The organism is Nocardioides panacis, assembly GCF_019039255.1.
GTDB classification, from domain to species: Bacteria; Actinomycetota; Actinomycetes; order Propionibacteriales; family Nocardioidaceae; genus Nocardioides_B; species Nocardioides_B panacis.
Genome location: NZ_CP077062.1, coordinates 4328243 through 4347552, shown reverse-complemented (window position 1 = coordinate 4347552; position 19310 = coordinate 4328243). Strand labels below are relative to the sequence as shown.

Here is a 19310-nt window from a genome sequence, read left to right as displayed (position 1 = left end):
CGTCAGGCCCGGAACGCCGCCGCGACCTCGAGGAGCACGTCGTTGCCCGCGGGCTCGCCGATGCTGACCCGGACCCCGTCGCCGGCGAACGGGCGCACCATCACCCCGGCCCGCTCGGCGGCGGCGGCGAAGTCGGTGGCCCGGTCGCCGAGCGGCAGCCAGACGAAGTTGCCCTGGGCGTCGGGGACGTCCCAGCCCTGCTCGCGCAGTGTCCCGGCCACCCGGGCGCGCTCGGCGACGAGCGCCTCGACCCGCGCGAACAGCTCGGGTTCGCGGGCCAGCGACGCGACGGCCGCCGCCTGCGCGACCGACGAGACGCCGAACGGCAGGGCGCAGGCGCGTACGGCGGCCGCGATCGGCTCGGCCGCGACGACGTACCCGACCCGGAAGCCGGCCAGGCCGTAGGCCTTGGCGAAGGTGCGCATCGCCACGACGTTGGGGCGCGAGCGGTGCACCTCGACCCCGTCGAAGGGGTCCTGGTCGCGGACGAACTCGCGGTAGGCCTCGTCGAGCACCACCACGACGTGCGGCGGCACCCGGTCCAGGAACGCCTCGAGCTCGGCGCGTCGGACCGACGGGCCGGTGGGGTTGTTCGGGCTGCAGACGATGACCACCTTCGTGCGGTCGGTGACCGCCGCGGCCATCGCGTCGAGGTCGTGCCGGGCGTCCGCGGTCAGCGGGACCTGCACGGAGACCGCGCCGGGGACCGCGACCGCGATCGGGTAGGCCTCGAAGGAGCGCCAGGCGTAGACGACCTCGTCGCCGGGCTCGCAGAACGCCTGGAGCAGGTGGTAGAGCACGGCGACCGACCCGGTGCCCGCGGCGAGGCGCGTGACCGGCACCTCGAGCCGGTCGGCGAGCGCGGCGTACAGCTCGGTGCAGCCCATGTCCGGGTAGCGGTTCATCCGCCCGGCCGCCTCGACGGCCGCCTCGAGCACCCCGGGCAGCGGGTCGTGGGGGTTCTCGTTGGAGGACAGCTTGTACGTCGTGACGCCCGGCCGCGGCGCGGGCGGGCGGCCCGGGACGTAGGCCGGGAGGTCCCGGACGACCTGGCGGACCTGCGGACCGGGTGCGGCGGAGGGGCTCGTCGTCATGGCCCGAAGACTACCCGTTCCCAGCCCCTGGTACGACAGGGGTGAGAGCGGTCTACACCCCTTACGCTCGGGCGCATGCAGCCCCGCAGCCCCGCCGTCGGCCTCGCCCTCGTGGTGGTCGGGTCGGCCCTGTTCATCCAGAACGCCGGGGTGTCCCGGGTCGCCCTGCGTGCCGGGGTCGACCCGGTGGCGCTGACCACCCTGCGGGTCAGCGGCACGTTCGCGGTGCTGCTGCTGGTCGCCGTGCTGTTCCGCCGGGACGCGCTGCGCCCACCGCCCGGGCGGCTCGGCCTGCTCGTCGTCGCGCACGGGCTGCTGGGCGTCGCGGCCCTGCAGTGGACCTACTTCGTGGCGATCGACCGGCTGCCGGTCGGGATGGCCCTGCTGCTGGAGTACCAGGCACCGATCCTGGTGGCCCTGTGGGCGCGCTTCGTGCAGCACGAGCGGGTCCGCCCGCGGCTGTGGGGCGGCCTCGCGCTGGCCTGGGGCGGGCTGGCCGCGGCCACCGGCATCTGGCGCGGCCTCGTGCTCGACGGGGTCGGCGTGCTCGCGGGCCTCGGCGCGGCGGTCTGCTTCGCGGCGTACTTCCTGATCGGGGAGCACGGCGTGGGGCGGCTCGACCCGTTGCGGGTGATCCTCTGGTCGTTCGGGGTCGCCGCCGTCGGCCTCAACGTGGTGCACCCGCTGACCGGCACCCGCTGGGGCCTGCTCGGCACGCACGCCCCGCTGCTCGGCCGGCTGGCCGGCGCCAGCGCACCCGTGTGGGCGGTGCTGGCCTGGATCGTCGTGGTGGGCACGCTGCTGCCCTTCGGGCTGACCCTGCTGGCCCTGCGGCACCTGTCGGCCACCACCGTGACGATGGTCGCGATGCTCGAGCCGATCGGGGTCAGCGCGCTGGGCTGGGTCTGGTTCGCGGAGACGCTCGACGCGGTCGCGCTGGCGGGCGGCGTGGCCGTGGTCGCGGGCATCGTCGTGGCCCAGAGCGCCCGCCGGACCGTCCGGGTCGAACCACCCCACCTCGTGTGAACCTCCCCTGTCCGGATGGTTTCGAACCGACCATTCGGACGACGCGGACGAGTCGGTGGATCGGGCAGGCTGGTCCGGTCGGCGGCGCGAGGGGGGGCCTGGTCGGCGCCGGCACGGCACCACGTGCCCCGTCCTGCTACGGGAACCGCGGTGCCACCTCCGGGGGGGACACGTGGGAGACCACGGGAACGGGCCCGCACACCGCGAGGTGTGCGGGCCCGTGCCGCGCCGTCCGCCGGCCGCCGGCGGGTCCGGCGGCTCGCAGGTCAGGGCAGCAGCACCTCGCCGCCGGCGACGCGGGGCAGGTCGCGGCCCCGGACCACGTCGAGCGGGTTGGTCAGGCAGCGGACCGAGCCGCCGCCCTTGTGGAACTCGCCGACGTCGACCAGCACGACCTCGAAGCCCCAGTCCTCCAGCTGCGCGCGGACCCGGTCCGGCACGGCGGGCATCAGCACGGTCGAGCCGACCACGATCGAGTTGGCGCAGAACGTCAGCGCCTCCTCCTCGGTGAGCACCAGCGGCTCGGGCACCAGGGCCAGCAGCGCCGCGGCGGAGGCCTCGTCGAGCGCGGACGGGCAGACCATCGCGCGGGTCTCGTCGAGCGGGCAGAACGCCAGGTCGAGGTGGTACATCCCCGGGTGCGTGATCCGCAGCCCGCGGACCCGGACGTCCAGCTCGGTGGCCAGGTGCTTGAGACCGAGCTCCTCGGTGCGCGGGCCGTAGCCCACGACGAGCGCGTCGCGCCAGGCGAAGGCGTCGCCGGCCTCGAAGTGCGCGCCGACGCCGTCCCGCCCGACGTACGTCCCGGCGAAGCCGTGCGCGGCGAACCACGGCTGCGCGGTCCGCGTCTCGCGGCGGCGCTCGGGGTGGCGCATGTGCGAGTGCACGACCCGCCGGTCCGCCCCGGCGGGGCCGCCGTCGACCACCAGGCCGAGGTTCATCGCGTAGACCATGTCGGGGCTGTCGGCGCGCTGGCCGAGCACCTCGACCTCGCCGCCGGCGGACCGGATCGCCTCGACGAGCCCGCGCCACTGCTCACGGGAGAGCGCCGGGTCGGGCTGGTCGCGGACGTCCATGTAGGGGTTGATCGCGTAGTCCACGCGGAAGTGGTCCGGCTCCACCATCAGGTAGCGCCGGCCCCAGCTCAGGGTGTGCTGCTCCATCGTTCGCCTCCTCGGCTGGTCTCGTGACGTCCCCGCGGCCTCGGTCACACCGCTGGTCGGATTGTCGGACAATCAGACGCGAGCCCAGTATGCGACCCGGGGTGGCCCGCCCGTCAAGTTTTGTCCGACAATGTGTCGCGGGCGTCACACCCGCGTTCGGGTCGCGTGACGGCCGGAGCCCCGCGAGCAGCCCGCCCGCCCGGTTCCCCACGGCACCCCAGGGAGGGCAGCACCGGTGAACCCGTTCGAGACGCTCAGCCTGGAGCACTCCTCGACCGTCGACCGGGTCGCCGAGGAGCTGCGCCGGGCACTGTTCGACGGCGAGGTCGAGGCCGGTACGCCGCTGCGGGAGGTCGCGCTGGCCGGCGCCATGGGGGTGTCCCGCTCGACGATCCGCGAGGCGCTCGGCGTGCTGGTGGCCGAGGGGCTCGCCACCCGGACCCCCAACCGCGGCGTGCACGTCACCGAGCCCGACCCCGCCTCCGTGCACGACGTGTCCGCCGCCCGGCTGGTGCTCGAGGTGGCCGGGGTGCACCGGTGGGCCGAGGCCGGGGAGGAGGCCCGGGAGGCCTGCCGCCGGGCGCTGCGCGACTTCGCCGAGGCGGCCGGCTCCGGGGCCAGCCCGGCCGAGCTGACCGCCGCCCACCTGGCCATCCACCGCTCGTTCGTCGGCCTCACCGGGTCCACCCGGCTGGTCGCGCTGGCCGAGTCCCTGACCTCCGAGATCCGGCTCGCGCTGGCCAAGGTCGACCGGATCCGGCGCAACGCCGGCGACCAGGTGCACTCCCACACCACGCTGGTCGACCTGCTCGAGGCCGGCCGGCTCGACGAGGCGGCCGCCGAGCTGACCCGGCACCTCGAGCACGCCGAGACCTCGATGCTCACCGCCCTCGACCTGGCCTGAGGGCCGCCCGGCTCCCGGCTCCCGCACCCCGCTGGTGGCGACCTGGCAAGATCGGGGCGTGAGCTTCCTGATGCGGGTCGTGGTGAACGCCGTCGCGATCGCGGCCGCCGCCTGGCTGCTGGCCGGCATCCGGCTGACCGACGCCGGCCGGGGCGACCAGCTGCTGACCCTGCTCGTGGTCGGCGTGCTGTTCGGCGTGGTGAACGCCGTGGTCCGGCCGGTGGTGAAGTTCTTCTCCTTCCCCTTCATCCTGCTCACGCTCGGGCTGCTGATCTTCGTGATCAACGCGCTGATGCTGATGCTCACCGGCTGGCTCTCCGAGCAGCTCGGCCTGGGCTTCTCGGTGGACGGCTTCTGGACCGCGATCGTCGGCGCCCTGATCATCAGCGTGGTCAGCTGGTGCCTCGAGCTCGTCCTGCCGGGTGACCGGTGACGGCCGCCCTCCCCGCGCCGACCCGGCCCGGCGGTGCGCCGTACCGCGTGGCGGTGGTGTGCCTGGGCAACATCTGCCGCTCGCCGATGGCCGACGTGGTGCTCACCGACCGGGTCGACGCGGCCGGGCTGGGCGACCGCGTGGAGGTGGTCAGCGCGGGCACCGGCGGCTGGCACGTCGGCGGCCCGATGGACCGGCGGGCCGCGGCGCTGCTGACCACGCACGGGTACGACGCCTCGCGGCACGTCGCACAGCAGTTCGGGCCGGAGTGGTTCGCCGAGACCGACCTGGTGCTGGCCATGGACGCCGACAACTACGCCGACATCGTCGCGCAGGGACCGGACGCGACCGTGCGGATGTTCCGCGACTTCGACCCGCGCGCCGGCGAGCACGACCGGGACGTGCCGGACCCCTACTTCGGCGGCGACGACGGCTTCGCCGCGGTGCTGGCGATGGTCGAGCGGACCTGCGACGCCCTGGTCGCGGCGCTGGACGCGGCGCTGCGCGGGGCCCGGCCCGTCGCGGTGGAGCCGGGCGACTGACGTGGCACGGCTGGGCGGGGTCGCGCACCGGGCGGAGACGCTGCTCGGGACCGCCGTCGTGGCCACCACGCCGGTGGCCGGCGGGGACATCTGCACCGCCACCCGGCTCCGGTTGTCGAACGGCACCTCCGCGCTGATCAAGACCCGGCCGCACGCGCCGGCCGACTTCTTCCGGACCGAGGCCGCGGGCCTGCGCTGGCTGGCCGAGGCCGGCGGCGTGGGCACGCCGCAGGTGCTCGCCGTCGAGGACGACTGCCTGATCGTCGCGTGGATCGAGGCCAGCCGGCCCACCACCGACGGCGCCGAGGCGTTCGGCCGCCAGCTCGCCGCCACCCACCGGGCCGGGGCCGACGGGTTCGGCACCGGGTCCGGCACCGACGGCTACATCGGCACGCTGCCGCTGCCCAACCGCGGCGCCCCCACCTGGCCGGAGTTCTTCGCGACCCGCCGGGTGCTGCCCTACCTCAAGCTCGCCAGCGACCGGGGCGGGATCTCCGCGGCCGACGCCGGCGCGGTGGAGCGGGTGGTGCGCCGGATCGTCGACCTCGCCGGCCCCGACGAGCCGCCGGCCCGGCTGCACGGCGACCTCTGGTCCGGCAACCTCGTGTGGGGCCTGGGCGCCCGGGTCTGGCTGATCGACCCCGCGGCGCACGGCGGGCACCGGGAGACCGACCTGGCGATGCTCAGCCTGTTCGGCTGCCCACAGCTGCCCCGGGTGCTGGAGGCCTACGCCGAGGTGAGCCCGCTCGCCGACGGCTGGCAGGACCGGGTCGCGCTGCACCAGCTGTTCCCGCTGCTGGTGCACGCCTGCCACTTCGGGTCCGGCTCCGGCGGCAGCGGGTACGGCGCCCGGGCGGGCGACGCGGCGCGCAGCCTGCTCTGACCCGGTTCGTACTCCTTAAGACGCCACGCCGCGCGACATCAGGACGGAATGGGGCTCCGCGTGCCAGCATGCGGACGTCGAGGTCCGGGCCCCGAGCGCCACTCCGGCGCCCGCTCCCTGCCGGCCCGACCAGGAGCCACCCTGATGCAGCCCGCCATGCCGGTCCGCGCGACCACCGGCCCTTCCGGCACGCCCACGCCTCCCGGACCGCCCACGCCCCCGGGCCAGCCCGCGCTCGCCGCGCTGCCGAGCCAGGTCGACTGGCCGGCGATGCTCGGCTCCGCGCTGCGCGGAGTCGGGGTCGGCGTGCACTTCCAGCCGATCGTGGACCTGGTCCGCGGCACCGTGGTGGGCTACGAGGCGCTGGCCCGGTTCGACGGCTACTCGGTCTCCGACCCGCTCGAGTGGTTCGCCGCCGCGCACCGGCACGGCTGCGGCGCCCAGCTGGAGAGCCTCACCCTGCGCCGCGCCCTGGACTCCCGCGACGAGCTGCCGGCCGACACGTTCCTGTCGGTCAACATCGGCCCGGACGTGATCGCCGACCCCGTCGTCCAGGCGGTGTGGAGCGAGCACCCGTCGCTGTCCGGGGTGATCATCGAGCTCACCGAGCACGCCCGCATCGACTCCTACGAGGCGCTCCAGCCGATCCTCGACCGGCTCCGGGGCGTGGGTGCGCTGATCGCGCTCGACGACGCGGGCGCCGGCTACGCCGGGCTGCAGCACATCGTCGGGATCAAGCCGCACCTGATCAAGCTCGACCGGCGGCTGATCGAGAACATCGACTGCGACGAGACCAAGCGCGCCCTGGTCGAGATGATCGGCTCGTTCGCCACCCGGGTGCACGCCGAGGTGCTCGCCGAAGGCATCGAGCGCTCCGGGGAGCTCGACACCCTGGTGTCGCTGGGCGTGACGATGGCGCAGGGCTACCTGCTGGCCCGGCCCGCGCTGCCCTGGGCCGACCTGGACACCGACACCTCCGCGCACCTCAAGCTGCGCCGGTTCCCGGTGGCCCGCGACAGCCTGCGGCTGCTCACCCAGGACGTGGTCGTGGTCCGCGACCTGACCACCGCGCGCGAGGCGTTCGCCGCCGAGGACGCGGACCTGGACGGTGAGGTGGTCTCCGCGCCGCTGGTGGTGCTGGTCGACGCCGAGTCGCGGCCCGTCGCGGTCGTCGGCGCGCGCGGCGTCCAGCTCGCCGACGCCAGCACCTGGATCGACCAGGACACGACGGTGGCGCACGCCGCGCACCGCGCGGTGGCCCGGATCCCGGCCCAGCGCTTCGACCCGCTGCTGTGCGTCGACGACGGCGGCCGGCTGGTCGGGGCGGTGCCCATCGAGCGCGTGGTCACCTACCTCGCCGACACCCGCGGCTGACCCGGACGCGCCGCCCGGCACCGCACCGGCACCCCTCGGCCGGTTCTCAGCCGCGACTCAGGCACGGGTGGCAGAGTTGGGACGTGACCACAGGCACCGAGCAACCGACCCCCCACGTCCTGGTCGTCGACGACGACCGGGCGGTGCGCGAGTCGCTGCGCCGGTCCCTGGAGTTCAACGGCTACGCCGTCAGCCTGGCCAGCGACGGGGCCGAGGCGCTCGCCACGATCGCCGGCCAGCCGCCCGACGCACTGGTCATCGACGTGATGATGCCGCGGCTCGACGGCATCGAGACCACCCGGGCGCTGCGCACCGCCGGCAACGACCTGCCGATCCTGGTGCTCACCGCGCGCGACTCGGTCGGTGACCGGGTCGAGGGCCTCGACGCCGGCGCCGACGACTACCTCACCAAGCCGTTCGCGCTCGAGGAGCTGCTCGCCCGGCTCCGGGCGCTGCTCCGCCGGGTGCACACCCCCGGACCGGACGGCCTCGACGAGGAGGTGCTGTCGTTCTCCGACCTGACCCTGAACCTCGCCACCCGCGAGGTACGTCGCGGCGACCGCCCGATCGAGCTGACCCGCACCGAGTTCACGCTGCTGGAGATGTTCCTGCACCGCCCGCGCCGGGTCCTGGACCGCTCGTTCATCCTCGAGGACGTCTGGGGCTACGACTTCCCCACCACCGCGAACTCCCTCGAGGTCTACGTCGGCTACCTGCGCCGCAAGACCGAGGCCGAGGGCGAGCCCCGGCTGATCCACACGGTGCGCGGCGTCGGGTACGTCCTCAAAGAGTCATGAACGGCCCGTCCCGGTTCCGCTACCGGCGGTCGCTGGCCAGCCGGGTCATCCTGCTGACCACCTTCGCCGTCGGCCTCTCCGTGGCGATCGTCGCGCTGGCGGCGTACCTCACCGTCCGGCACCAGCTGCAGTCCTCGATGGACGCCTCGCTGCACCGCCGGGCGTACGTCGCGGCGCAGTACGACCTCAGCGACTACACGGTGCGCGACATCCCGGCGTTCATGCTCGGCGCCACCGACACCAAGGTCGGCTACGTCACCGCCGACGGCCGGATCGTGACCACCAAGGGGCCGAACCAGGACACCATCCAGCTCGGCGCCCCCGAGCTGGCCGTGGCCCGCGGCACCAGCGACTACTCCTGCCGGACGATCTCCAGCCAGGGCACGAACTACCGGGTCGCGACGATCCCGACCAACACCGACGGCATCGCGCTGGTGGTGGCCCAGTCGCTCGACGCCAACGAGTCCACGCTCGACCGGCTCGGCGCGGTGATGGCGATCTTCGGGATCGCCGGCGTGATCGCCGCGGCGCTGGCCGGCTGGGGCGTCGCCCGCAACGGCCTGCGGCCGGTGCGCCGGCTGACCGAGGCCGCCGAGGACATCGCCCGCACCGAGAACCTCGACCCGATCGAGGTGGAGGGCAACGACGAGATCGCCCGGCTGGCCCGCGCGTTCAACGCGATGCTGGCCGCGCTGTCGGCCTCGCGCGACCGGCAGCGCCAGCTCGTCGCCGACGCCGGGCACGAGCTGCGGACCCCGCTGACCTCGCTGCGCACCAACCTGGACCTGCTCACCCAGGCCGACCGGCAGGGCGGGCTCCCGGAGTCCGCGCGGATCGAGCTGCTGGACGACGTACGGTTCCAGATCGAGGAGCTGACCACGCTGATCGGCGACCTCACCGAGCTCGCCCGCGAGGAGCCGGCGGCCCGGGCGCTGGAGGAGGTCGACCTCGCGGAGATCACCGAGCGGGCCGTGCAGCGGGTCCGCCGGCGGGCCAGCAGCCTGCAGTTCGACCTGCACGCCGACCCCTGGTGGGTCGTCGGCGACTCCGCCTCGCTGGAGCGCGCGGTCACCAACCTGCTCGACAACGCCGCCAAGTGGAGCCCGCCGCTCGGCACGGTCACCGTCCGGCTCACCGAGGGCACGCTGCTGGTGTCCGACCAGGGGCACGGCATCGACGACGACGACCTGCCGCACGTCTTCGACCGGTTCTACCGCTCCACCGCTTCCCGCACGATGCCCGGCTCCGGCCTCGGCCTGGCGATCGTCCGGCAGGTCGCCGAGCGGCACGGCGGCAAGGTGCAGGTCGGCCGGTCCACCGAGGGTGGGGCCGCCTTCTGGTTCGAGGTCCCCGGCAGAGTCACGGCCGCGTCCCAGCGCTCTCTCAGCGGCACTTAAGCCTGCACCGCCATCGTGGTGGACATGACGGAGCAGAGCCCGAACCACGGCAACGACGACGAGACGCAGCGGACCCCCGGGTCCACGGACGACCGGACCGCGGGAACCTCCCACCGGTACGGCGCCCAGGCCGGCCGCACCCCTGACCGGCCGGACCCGCATGTCGCCTCGCCGTCACCCGCACCCGCACCTGCGAGCGGGGACACCGCACGGTTCGGGTTCGGCTTCGCCGACCGCACGGAGCAGGCAGGGCCGGTTCGCACGCGGCCCTCCCGTCCGAGCGGCGGGGTGGTCGCCGCGCTCCTGGCGGCGGCCCTCGTCGTAGGTGGACTCGGCGGCCTGGCTGGCGGAGCAGGGTTCACCGCGGTCGACGACCTGGTCGGGGGCGGCTCCGGTTCGCAGACGTCCTCGGCCGGGTCGACCAGCTCCCCGGTGGTCGCCCACAAGGACGTCGCCCCGGCCGCCGACTCGGTCGAGTCCGTGGCCCGCGCGGTGCTGCCCTCGGTGGTCAAGATCAACGTCAAGGGCCAGCAGGGCGAGGGCTCCGGCTCCGGCATCGTGATCAGCTCCGACGGCGAGATCCTCACCAACAACCACGTCGCCGCGGTCGCCGGCCAGGGCGGCGAGATCTCGGTGAACTTCAACGACGGCAGCGCCAAGAAGGCCACGGTCGTGGGCACCGACCCGCTGACCGACCTCGCGGTGATCAAGGCCGAGGGCGTCTCCGGTCTCCAGCCGGCCACCATCGCCACCTCCGGCAAGGTCGAGGTCGGCGAGAACGTGGTGGCGATCGGCTCGCCGTTCGGGCTCGAGGCCACGGTCACCAGCGGCATCGTGAGCGCGCTGAACCGTCCGGTGTCGGTAGGCAGCGAGTCCGACCAGAGCGGCCAGGACACGACGTACCCCGCCATCCAGACCGACGCGGCGATCAACCCCGGCAACTCCGGTGGCCCGCTCGTCGACCTGAGCGGCGACGTGATCGGCATCAACTCCTCCATCCGTACGGCGTCCAGCGGCGGCCCCGACTCGTCCTCCGGCGGCTCGATCGGCCTCGGGTTCGCGATCCCGATCGAGCAGGTCTGGCCGGTCGTGCAGCAGCTCCGCAACGGCGAGAAGGCCACGCACGCCCGGCTCGGCGTCTCGGTGTCCGACGCGGCCTCGACCAACGGGCTGCTCAGCGGCGCCGGCATCGAGTCGGTCAACCAGGGCTCGGCGGGCCAGAAGGCCGGGCTCAAGCGCGGCGACGTGGTCACCAAGGTCGACGACCAGGTGGTGACCGGGTCCGACTCGCTGGTCGCCACGATCCGCGGCCACCGTCCCGGCGACAAGGTCACGCTGACCGTCGTCGCGGGCGGCAACAAGACCCGCACCGTCCAGGTCACGCTCGACAGCGACGGCGGCTCGGCCAGCAGCTAGGCACCCCCGCCGACCCGGGCCCCGGGTCAGGTCCACCCGGGCCTGACGACCACCCCTCCTCGTCGAAACAGGGTCGACGGGGAGGGGGGTTCGTGCGTCAGGGGGTGTGCAGCAGGTCCAGGACCAGGTCGTGGATCAGCTCGTAGCCGTGCTCGGTCAGGATCGACTCCGCGTGGAACTGGATGCCGCGGAAGTGCGGCCCCTCCACGAGGTGCACGTCCCCGGTCAGCGGGTCGGCCCGGGTCGAGACGCCCGGCGGCAGCTCGCCGCCGACCCGGCCGACGAACGTGTTGTAGAAGCCGACGTTCTCCTCGCGCTCCCCGAGGTCCACCCGCGACTGGGTGCCCTGGAACACGATGTCCTTGAACGCCAGGTCGATGCCCAGCCGCCCGCAGAGCACCTGGTGGCCGAGACAGACCGCCAGGAACGGCTGCTCGCGCTCCAGGAGCACGTCGACCGCGGCACCGAACGCGGCGATCTTGGGGTGCTCGGCGTCGCGCGGGTCGCCCGGGCCGGGCCCGACGATCACCAGGTCGAAGCCGTCGACGGCCTCCGGGGTGAAGTCCTCGTGCCGGACCACGGAGCTGGTCATGCCCATCACCGCGAGGACGTGCCGGAGCATGTTCACGAAGTCGTCCTCGCCGTCGAGGATCACCGCGGACCTGCCCTTGAGCTCGGGCGCGGGAGGCGAGCCGCCCTGGTCCGTCAGCCAGAACCGGCTGAGCCGCTGGTTGCGGCTGCCCAGGGCGATCACGACGTCCTCGTCGCGGGTCAGCTCGTCGAGGCCCTCGGCCGCCGACGTGGCCTGGTCGACCAGTCCGAACGCGGCCAGGATCCCGCCGGCCTTGGCGTGCGTCTCCGCGACCTCGTGGGCCGCCTGCGAGTCGCGCACCAGCGTCGCGCCGGCGGTGACCTTGAGCCTGCCGTCCAGCCCGACGTCGGCGGTGCGGATCACGATCGGGGAGTCGGCGGTGGCCTCCCCCGCGGCGTCGCGGCCCAGCAGGGCGAGCGCGGCCCCGTAGTACCCGCGCCCCTCCGGCTCGTACTTCTTGATCAGCCGGCAGGCGTTCTCCACGGGCGACCCGGTGACGGTGGCGGCGTACATCGTGTCGCGGAGCACCTCGCGCACGTCGCGGTCCGTGCGGCCCGCCAGGAGGTACTCGGTGTGCACCAGGTGCGTCATCGGCTTGAGGAACGGGCCGAGCACCTGGCCGCCCTCGTGGCAGATGTCGCACATCATCTTGAGCTCCTCGTCGACGACCATGAAGAGCTCGTAGATCTCCTTCTCGTCGGCCAGGAAGTCCAGCAGCCGCGCCTTCCGCTCGCGCTCGTCGGTCAGCCCCTTGAGCCGGAACGTGCCGCTGATCGGGTTCATCCGGACGTCGCCGCCGTGCACCGACACGTGCCGCTCGGGGCTCGCGCCGACCAGGAACCGGTCGCCGGTGAAGAAGCAGTAGGTCCAGTAGGCGCCGCGCTCGCGCTCCAGCAGCCGGCCCAGCACGGTCAGCGCCTTGGCCGCGTCCCAGTCCTCGACCTGGGCCCGGTAGTGCCGGCCGATGACGAGGTTGGCGCCCTCCCCGTGGCCGATCTCGTCGCGGATGATGGCGTCCACCACGACGCCGTACTGCTCGTCGGTGGTGTCGAAGCCGCCGCGGTCGGCGAAGGTCAGCTCCTCGCGCGGCAGTGCGGCCAGCAGCTCGGCGAGCGGGACCTCGGTCTCCTGCTCGATGTCGACGACGGTCAGCGGGGTGCCGTCGTCGTGGGCCTCGAAGCCGCGCTCGGCGACCTGCCGGAACGGGATCGCGACCAGCCGGTCGAACCGGCGCGCGGGGTCCGGCACGCCCTCCTCGAGGGGGACGTCGAGCAGGCTCCCCACCTCGCTGCGGGCGCCGCCGACGAGGGTCACCGTGCCCGAGTCGCGCAGCCGGATCACCGCCCAGGCCTCGTGCCCCAGCATCGCCTCGAGTCCGGCCGCTGCGGTGGGGAAGGGCGAGGCGTCCATAGCGCCGGACTCTACCCACCGCCGACCCGGCGACTCTGGCGGTCTCACCCCCGCCCACCCGGCGACTCTGGCGGCGGCTCGTCGCCAGACGCGCCGGGTGGGCGGGCGTTTCGCCGCCAGACGCGCCGGGTCGGGGTCAGGTGGTGAGGGTGATCATCCGCTGGGTGGCCCGGGTGTAGACGACGTAGAGCGTCGCGCGGCCGGTGACCGACTCCGCCTCGATCTCGTCGGGGGTGACCACCACGATGCCGTCGAACTCCAGGCCCTTGGTCTCCAGGCCGGTGAGCACCGCGACCCGGGCCAGGCTGCCGCCGGCCGCCGCCTCGGCGAGGTCGGTCCAGCCCTCGAGCCAGCCCTGCACCTGGTCCCGCCGCGCCGCCGGTACGACGATCCCGATCGTGCCCTCGACAGCGCCGGCGAGCTCCTTGACGGCGTCGTGAGTGCCCTCGCGCAGGTCGACGACGGTCCGCTCCTCGGGGTCGATCCCGGTCGCGCGCACGGCGTTCGGCAGGTCGGCGTCGAGGCCGACCCGCTCGGCGTACCGGGCGGCGAAGTCGTAGATCTCGCTGCTGTTGCGGTAGTTCGTGGACAGGTGGAAGGAGTGCCGCGGCTTGTCGCCGAGGGCGGCCTCGCGGGCCGTGGTCGCCTCGGCCGGCACCGGCCAGGAGGACTGCGCGGGGTCGCCCACGACGGTCCACGTCGCCACCCGGCCCCGCCGGCCGACCATCCGCCACTGCATCGGGGTGAGGTCCTGGGCCTCGTCGACCAGCACGTGGGCGTAGCCGTCGTCCTCGACCCGGACCGTGGTGCGCGGGTTCTGCCGGGGCGCGTCCCGGTCCACGAACGTGGTCAGCTCGGGCACCTCGTCGTCGAACAGGTGCGCCAGCGGGTCGTTGTCGTCGTCGCGGTCCCCGCGCGGCTTCTGGGGCACGTCGCCGAGCTCGTAGCGCAGCTCGTCGAGCAGCGCGATGTCCTCGATCGACCAGTCGTCGGGGGTGGTCCGCACCTCGCGGGGCTCGCGCACCGGGCCGAACGAGCGGGACAGCAGCGCCTGGTCCCCGCGGCTGAGCACGCCCTCGGCGACCCGGCCGAGCACCTCGGGGTCGCGCAGCCAGCCGAGCACGTCGGTGGCGTCGAGCGGCGGCCACCACGAGAGCACGAAGTCCACGAAGGCCGCGGTGCCGAGCAACGTGTCGTTGAACTCCTCGCGCCCCCGCTCGCGGCCGCGCTCGCCGCGGACCTGGCGCCACATGGCGTCGAGCAGCGCGTTCGCGACCCGCGGCACCTGCCGGTTGCGCTTGCCCTGGGACAGCAGCTGTCGGCGCACCGCGGCGAGCTCGCGGGGGCCGAGCACCAGGTTGTCGTCGCGGTAGAAGACCCGCAGGTCGCGGGGCGCGTTCGGCACGGCCTGGCGCGCGGTACGTCGCATCAGCTCGGCCATCCGCGCGGAGCCCTTGACGTCGGCCACCGCCGGCTCGTCGTGCCGAGAGGAGCGCAGGCCGTCGACGACCTCGCCGAGGGAGCGCAGCGCCACCGCGGTCTCGCCGAGCGAGGGCAGCACCCGCTCGATGTAGCGCATGAACACCCCGGACGGGCCGATGATCAGCACGCCGCCCCGCTCGTAGCGGGCCCGGTCGCTGTAGAGCAGGAACGCGGCACGGTGCAGCGCGACGACGGTCTTGCCGGTGCCGGGGCCGCCGGAGATCGACACGACGCCCTTGCTGGGCGCCCGGATCGCCTTGTCCTGCTCGGCCTGGATGGTGGCCACGATGGAGTGCATGGTCCGGTCGCGGGCCCGGCTGAGCTGCGCCATCAGCGCGCCCTCGCCGACCACGACCAGGTCGGTCTCGATCTCGGAGTCCAGCAGGTCGTCCTCGACGGCGACGACCTTGGCGCCGGCGCACCGCAGCACCCGGCGCCGTACGACGCCCTGCGGATCCGCGGCCGTGGCCTGGTAGAACACCGCCGCCGCGGGGGCCCGCCAGTCGATCAGCAGCGTGTCGCGGTCCTCGTCGCGCAGGCCGATCCGGCCGATGTAGCGCGGCGCCTCGCCCGGCGTGGACAGGTCGAGGCGGCCGAACACCAGGCCCTCGTGGGCGGCGTTCAGGGTGGCGATCCGCTTGGCCGCCTGGAAGACCATCGCGTCGCGCTCGACGAGACCGCCCTCGTGGCCGAGGTGCGCGCGGCCGTGCCCCTCCCGCGCCAGCTCCTGGGCGTTCTTGGTGGATCGCTCGAGCTGTTCGTAGACGCCGTCGACGAACTCCTGCTCGTGCTCGAGCTCCTGCTGCGCCACGGTGTCGTTCGTGGCCTGGTCGATCGACAAGCTTCGGCTCCTGGATGCGGTCAGAACCTGTTCGGGCAAGTCCGCAACTCTACCCCGCCCGCCGGAGGCCCCGTCCCCGTTTCTCGTCAGCCGCCCCGCGGGACCGCCGGGGTCGGCTAGCCTCCGTGCACGGTCGTCGACGGGACGGCCGCTCAGATCGGGGGCCCGGATGCCGGCGTACGCGTCGTTGGCCGTGCTGCTGCTCGTGCTGCTCGCCGGGGCGGTCGGCTACTTCGTCGGTCGCGGCTCGGCCACCCAGCAGGCCGTCGACGCCCGCACCGTCGACGCGGTACGTCGCGAGATCACCGCCCTGCGCGCCCTCGTCGCGCGCCTGAAGGACATCGCCTGGGACCAGCGCGAGCTCGACCCGAACCTCTCCACGATCGTCATCGACGAGATCCGCGCGCACGAGAAGAAGGAGCTGGAGCCGTGAGCCCCAGGAACACCGAAGCCCTCGACGCCGTCCGCACCGGACGCGGCGGCCGGGTCGTGCTGGTCCTCGTCGTGGTCGTGCTGGTGGTGATCGCGATGCTGATGTTCGTGCGGCCCTCGACGGCCTCGACCGGGCCGGACCAGGTCTCCCTGCACTACAAGGGCGGCGCGTTCTCCAGCAAGCGGTTCTCCGACTGCATCGAGCCGTCCAACCGGGTGTTCGACGGCCCCGGCGACTCGCACTTCGCCTACCCCGCCTCGCAGACCAACTTCGTGTTCGACGCCGACACCACCGGCGACGGACTGCAGATCACCTTCGTCACGCGGGACGGCATCGAGATGACCGTCGAGGGGGTCACGAACTTCCTGCTGAACACCTCCTGCCAGCCGATCCAGATCGGTGGCACGACGTACCGCGGCGGCGCCCTGCAGCGGTTCCACGAGCTGATCGGCAACCGGTACCAGGCGTACATGACCGACGACGGCCAGCGCTCGGACGGCTGGCGGCAGATGCTCAACGTGTACATCGCGCGGCCGCTGGACACCGCGATCGACCGGGCCGGCCAGAACTACACCTACACCGAGCTCTACACCGACCCGACCAAGAAGGCCGCGTGGGAGAAGGACGTCCTCGAGCAGCTCCCGGACCTGGTGAACCGGCAGACCGACGGCGACACCGAGTTCTTCGAGAACTTCGCGATCACCCTGCAGAAGCCCGAGCCGCCGCAGGCGATCAAGAACGCCCTGGTCAAGCAGCAGGAGGCGGTCGCGAAGGCCAAGGCCGCCGAGGCGGAGGCCGCCGCCCGGGAGTCCGCCGCGAACGCGCAGATCGCCGTGGAGAAAGCCGAGGCGGCCAAGATCAACGAGCGGATCAAGGTCCTCGGCCGCGACGGCTACCTCAAGCAGTACGCCCTCGACCACGGCCTGAACCCCTACCAGCCCTCCACGGGCAGCCTGATCACCGGCAACGGCGGCAACTGACCCCGGCCGGTCTCAGAACCCCCGGTCGGGCTCGTAGATCGCCAGCCCGATCCGGTCCCCCGAGCGGGCCGCGGTCGGCCGGACCACGACGAGGTGCGGCCGCCCGGCGGCCAGCACGACGGGGTACTCGAACACGCCCGCGCCGCTGTTGCTGACCACGGTGCCGTCGACGCTGACCACCACCCGGCCGGGCGTGCCGGGCGTCGTCGACCAGGCGATCACCTTCAGGTCCCTCGACGACGGCACCGCGACCCGGAGCAGGCCGCGCGGCTCCCGGCTCTGCTCGCCGCGGGCGAACCGGTAGACCCGGCCCTGGGTGTGCACCTTCTCCGGCATCGCCCAGCCGGCCAGCCGGGGCGGCGTCTGGACCATCGGCTCGAGCGGCCCCGGACCCGGCGCCGGCGCCTGCGGCAGCAGCGGGGGTACGACGGCCGCGCCGACCACCACCGCGGCGGACGCGAGCCCGACCGCCGTACCCACCCAGGTCCTGCGCCGCAGGTGCGCGCGGGCCACCCGCGCCTCCACGGCGTCGGCGCGCGCCCGCGGCCCGATGCCCTCCCCCACACCGTCGGCCCGCTCGGCCAGCGCCGCGCGCAGCCGGTCCTCGGTCAGGTCCAGCCGCCGCAGGGCCGCCGTGGCCCGGTGCCGGACCGTGCCGACCGGCACCTCGAGCAGGTCCGCGGCGTCCTCGGCCGACAGGTCGTCGAAGTACCGCAGCACCAGCACCACGCGCTGGTGCCGGGGCAGCGTGTCCCAGGAGTCGGTCCGGCCCGCGGCCGGTCGCCGGCGGTCCCAGCGGCGGCGCCACCAGGTGTCGTAGGTGTTGACCAGCGTGGCCCGGACCTCGAGCTCCGGCTGGTCGTCGAGGTGGTTCCAGCCGAACCAGGCCTGCCCGAGCGCCCGCTCCAGCAGCCGCTCGGCCAGGTCGGCGTCCCGGGTCAGCAGGTAGGCGGTCCGCAGCAGCCGGCCCGAGCACACGGCGACGAAGTCCTCGAAGTCGGGACGGTCGTCCCTGTGCGTTCTCACCGGCGTGCTCCGCTCGATGGCACGGACCGGGCGGTCCGCGCGGCAGTCCTGCCCTACCGTCTACCACCATCCTGCCCCGCGCGCCCGCCGCACAGGGACAATCCGGTTGACCTCACCCCGACATGAAGTTGCAGGCTGCTGCCATGACGACCACCACCGCCACCCGCGCCCCCCGGTTGCGCGACCACCTCGCGCTGTCCGTGGGGACGGTCGCGATGATCACCCTCGCGGCGTTCGCCGACCGGGCCGTGGGGACGGCGCTGCCGACCGTCGTGCGGGACTTCGACGCGCTGGCGTCGTTCGGGCTGGCCAACGCCGCCCCGGCCGCGAGCTTCCTGGTGGCACTGGCGGTGGCCGGCGGCTGGGCGGACCGGCGCGGGCCGCTGCCCGTCCTGCGCACCGGTGTCGCCGCGTTCGCGGTCGCCCAGCTGCTGGTCGGGCTGGCCTGGGCGATGCCCGTGGTGGTGGTCGGCCGGCTGGTCAGCGGTGCCGGCGAGGCGCTCGTCGACGTGTCCCTGATGGTGCTGGTCGCCCGCGTGCTGCACCCCTCGCTGCGGCCGCGGATGTTCTCGCTCGTCTCGGCCGCCTGGATCCTGCCCTCGGTCCTGGGGCCGGTCGTCACGGGCGTGGTCACCGAGCAGCTCGGCTGGCGCTGGGTGTTCCTCGGCGTGCTGGCGCTCGTCGTACCCACCTGGCTGCTGCTGCGCCCGGCGATCGGCCCGGCCCCGTGGGTCACCGCCGACGGACCCCCGGCCGGTGTCCGGATGGGGGTGGGCTGGGCGCTGCTCGCGGGCGCCGGCGTCCTGGCGCCCACCCTCGCCGGGGAGCACCTCTCCTCCGACGGGCCCCTGGCCTGGACGGTGCTCGTGATCTCGGCCGTCGTGCTGTTCGTCAGCGTCGTGCGCCTGCTGCCGACCGGGACGGTGCGCGGCGCCCGGGGGCTGCCGACCGTCGTCGCGGTGCGCGGCCTGGTCAGCGCCGCGTTCGGGGCGGTGGGGGCGTTCATCCCCCTGCTGCTCACCCTGCTGCACGACTTCGGCCCGGCCACCGCGGGCGTCAGCCTCACCGTCACCGGCGTGACGTGGGCGCTGGGCTCCTGGATCCAGGGCCACTACACCGCGCCGACCCGCTCCCGGATGCTGGGCGGCGGGCTGGCCTGCATGACCGTCGGGCTCACGGTCGCGACGCTGCTCGCCGTCACCCCCCTCGCCCCCTGGTGGGGCCTGGCCGGCTGGGCGCTCGCCGGGGTCGGGATGGGCGTCTCGTCCTCGACGCTCGCCGTGATGGTGCTCGACCTGTCCCGCGACGACGAGCAGGGCCGCAACAACGGCGCCGCGCAGACCGCGGCGGCCGCCGCGATGGCGGTCGGGCTGGCATTCGGGGGTGCGCTGGTCGCCGGCGCGGCGCCGTCCCCCGGTCCGGCGGTGTTCGCGGTGCTGCTCGGCGGGGGCGCGGTGGCCGCCGCCGTCGGCTGGGCGCTGACCGGACGCACCACCCCGGTCTGAGCGACTGGTCCA

General features: G+C 74.1%; 17 protein-coding genes. 12 read left to right on the top strand and 5 right to left on the bottom strand.

Annotated elements, in window-relative coordinates; translation table 11 throughout:
- Nucleotides 1-2: 2 nt before the first annotated feature.
- A complete protein-coding gene (gene hisC, locus KRR39_RS21250; RefSeq protein ID WP_216939384.1) occupies nucleotides 3-1094 on the bottom strand; it encodes a histidinol-phosphate transaminase in 1092 nt (363 codons plus the stop codon).
- A 75-nt stretch (nucleotides 1095-1169) separates the two neighbouring features.
- Here hisC and KRR39_RS21245 point away from each other — a divergent pair, with 75 nt between their 5' ends.
- Nucleotides 1170-2120, top strand: a complete 951-nt coding sequence (locus tag KRR39_RS21245; RefSeq protein WP_216939383.1) for an EamA family transporter — start codon at nucleotides 1170-1172, stop codon at nucleotides 2118-2120.
- Nucleotides 2121-2386: 266 nt separating this feature from the next.
- Here KRR39_RS21245 and KRR39_RS21240 read toward each other — a convergent pair whose 3' ends face one another.
- Entirely contained in the window at nucleotides 2387-3283 is an 897-nt protein-coding gene (locus KRR39_RS21240; protein ID WP_216939382.1) for a dimethylarginine dimethylaminohydrolase family protein, read from the bottom strand.
- A 235-nt stretch (nucleotides 3284-3518) separates the two neighbouring features.
- On the opposite strand from KRR39_RS21240, the gene KRR39_RS21235 reads away from it, so the two are divergent.
- From KRR39_RS21235 to KRR39_RS21200, 8 genes are all read left to right on the top strand, one after another.
- Complete coding sequence (locus KRR39_RS21235; protein WP_216939381.1) at nucleotides 3519-4187, top strand: GntR family transcriptional regulator; 669 nt, start codon at nucleotides 3519-3521, stop codon at nucleotides 4185-4187.
- A 58-nt stretch (nucleotides 4188-4245) separates the two neighbouring features.
- On the top strand, nucleotides 4246-4620 hold the full coding sequence (locus KRR39_RS21230; RefSeq protein WP_254185319.1) for a phage holin family protein: 375 nt from the start codon (nucleotides 4246-4248) through the stop codon (nucleotides 4618-4620).
- Nucleotides 4617-5162 (top strand): low molecular weight protein-tyrosine-phosphatase, encoded by a 546-nt coding sequence (locus KRR39_RS21225; RefSeq protein WP_254185318.1) that lies wholly within the window; start codon nucleotides 4617-4619, stop codon nucleotides 5160-5162. The genes KRR39_RS21230 and KRR39_RS21225 overlap by 4 nt, the downstream gene beginning before the upstream one ends.
- Nucleotide 5163: 1 nt before the next feature.
- Nucleotides 5164-6045: a fructosamine kinase family protein gene (locus KRR39_RS21220; RefSeq protein ID WP_216939380.1), complete on the top strand. Its 882-nt coding sequence runs from the start codon at nucleotides 5164-5166 to the stop codon at nucleotides 6043-6045.
- Nucleotides 6046-6189: 144 nt separating this feature from the next.
- Nucleotides 6190-7419 (top strand): EAL domain-containing protein, encoded by a 1230-nt coding sequence (locus tag KRR39_RS21215; protein WP_216939379.1) that lies wholly within the window; start codon nucleotides 6190-6192, stop codon nucleotides 7417-7419.
- Between the two features lie 83 nt (nucleotides 7420-7502).
- Entirely contained in the window at nucleotides 7503-8216 is a 714-nt protein-coding gene (locus KRR39_RS21210) for a response regulator transcription factor (RefSeq protein ID WP_216939378.1), read from the top strand.
- On the top strand, nucleotides 8213-9613 hold the full coding sequence (locus KRR39_RS21205; RefSeq protein WP_216939377.1) for a HAMP domain-containing sensor histidine kinase: 1401 nt from the start codon (nucleotides 8213-8215) through the stop codon (nucleotides 9611-9613). The genes KRR39_RS21210 and KRR39_RS21205 overlap by 4 nt, the downstream gene beginning before the upstream one ends.
- A gap of 24 nt (nucleotides 9614-9637) precedes the next feature.
- Nucleotides 9638-11029, top strand: a complete 1392-nt coding sequence (locus KRR39_RS21200) for a S1C family serine protease (protein WP_216939376.1) — start codon at nucleotides 9638-9640, stop codon at nucleotides 11027-11029.
- Between the two features lie 97 nt (nucleotides 11030-11126).
- On the opposite strand, the gene KRR39_RS21195 is transcribed toward KRR39_RS21200, so the two are convergent.
- Together KRR39_RS21195 and KRR39_RS21190 are read right to left on the bottom strand one after the other, a co-directional pair.
- Nucleotides 11127-13031 carry an anthranilate synthase family protein gene (locus KRR39_RS21195; RefSeq protein WP_216939375.1) on the bottom strand — a complete coding sequence of 635 codons (1905 nt, stop codon included), beginning with the start codon at nucleotides 13029-13031 and terminating at the stop codon, nucleotides 11127-11129.
- A 136-nt stretch (nucleotides 13032-13167) separates the two neighbouring features.
- The gene (locus tag KRR39_RS21190; RefSeq protein ID WP_254185317.1) at nucleotides 13168-15354 is read right to left on the bottom strand and encodes a HelD family protein; all 2187 of its coding nucleotides are present in this window, start codon (nucleotides 15352-15354) and stop codon (nucleotides 13168-13170) included.
- 169 nt (nucleotides 15355-15523) lie between these two features.
- Here KRR39_RS21190 and KRR39_RS21185 point away from each other — a divergent pair, with 169 nt between their 5' ends.
- Complete coding sequence (locus KRR39_RS21185; protein ID WP_216939374.1) at nucleotides 15524-15787, top strand: hypothetical protein; 264 nt, start codon at nucleotides 15524-15526, stop codon at nucleotides 15785-15787.
- Nucleotides 15784-16767 (top strand): SPFH domain-containing protein, encoded by a 984-nt coding sequence (locus KRR39_RS21180; RefSeq protein ID WP_216939373.1) that lies wholly within the window; start codon nucleotides 15784-15786, stop codon nucleotides 16765-16767. The genes KRR39_RS21185 and KRR39_RS21180 overlap by 4 nt, the downstream gene beginning before the upstream one ends.
- A gap of 12 nt (nucleotides 16768-16779) precedes the next feature.
- On the opposite strand, the gene KRR39_RS21175 is transcribed toward KRR39_RS21180, so the two are convergent.
- Nucleotides 16780-17793, bottom strand: coding sequence for a sigma factor-like helix-turn-helix DNA-binding protein (locus tag KRR39_RS21175; RefSeq protein WP_254185316.1), 1014 nt, complete (start codon nucleotides 17791-17793; stop codon nucleotides 16780-16782).
- A 143-nt stretch (nucleotides 17794-17936) separates the two neighbouring features.
- Between KRR39_RS21175 and KRR39_RS21170 the strand changes: the two genes are divergently transcribed.
- On the top strand, nucleotides 17937-19298 hold the full coding sequence (locus tag KRR39_RS21170) for an MFS transporter (protein ID WP_216939372.1): 1362 nt from the start codon (nucleotides 17937-17939) through the stop codon (nucleotides 19296-19298).
- Nucleotides 19299-19310: the final 12 nt, after the last annotated feature.

Coding starts and splice junctions, on each gene's coding strand:
- hisC (WP_216939384.1), bottom strand. CDS start 1,094: ATGACGACGAGCCCCTCCGCCGCACCCGGTCCGCAGGTCCGCCAGGTC.
- KRR39_RS21245 (WP_216939383.1), top strand. CDS start 1,170: ATGCAGCCCCGCAGCCCCGCCGTCGGCCTCGCCCTCGTGGTGGTCGGG.
- KRR39_RS21240 (WP_216939382.1), bottom strand. CDS start 3,283: ATGGAGCAGCACACCCTGAGCTGGGGCCGGCGCTACCTGATGGTGGAG.
- KRR39_RS21215 (WP_216939379.1), top strand. CDS start 6,190: ATGCAGCCCGCCATGCCGGTCCGCGCGACCACCGGCCCTTCCGGCACG.
- KRR39_RS21205 (WP_216939377.1), top strand. CDS start 8,213: ATGAACGGCCCGTCCCGGTTCCGCTACCGGCGGTCGCTGGCCAGCCGG.
- KRR39_RS21200 (WP_216939376.1), top strand. CDS start 9,638: ATGACGGAGCAGAGCCCGAACCACGGCAACGACGACGAGACGCAGCGG.
- KRR39_RS21195 (WP_216939375.1), bottom strand. CDS start 13,031: ATGGACGCCTCGCCCTTCCCCACCGCAGCGGCCGGACTCGAGGCGATG.
- KRR39_RS21185 (WP_216939374.1), top strand. CDS start 15,524: ATGCCGGCGTACGCGTCGTTGGCCGTGCTGCTGCTCGTGCTGCTCGCC.
- KRR39_RS21170 (WP_216939372.1), top strand. CDS start 17,937: ATGACGACCACCACCGCCACCCGCGCCCCCCGGTTGCGCGACCACCTC.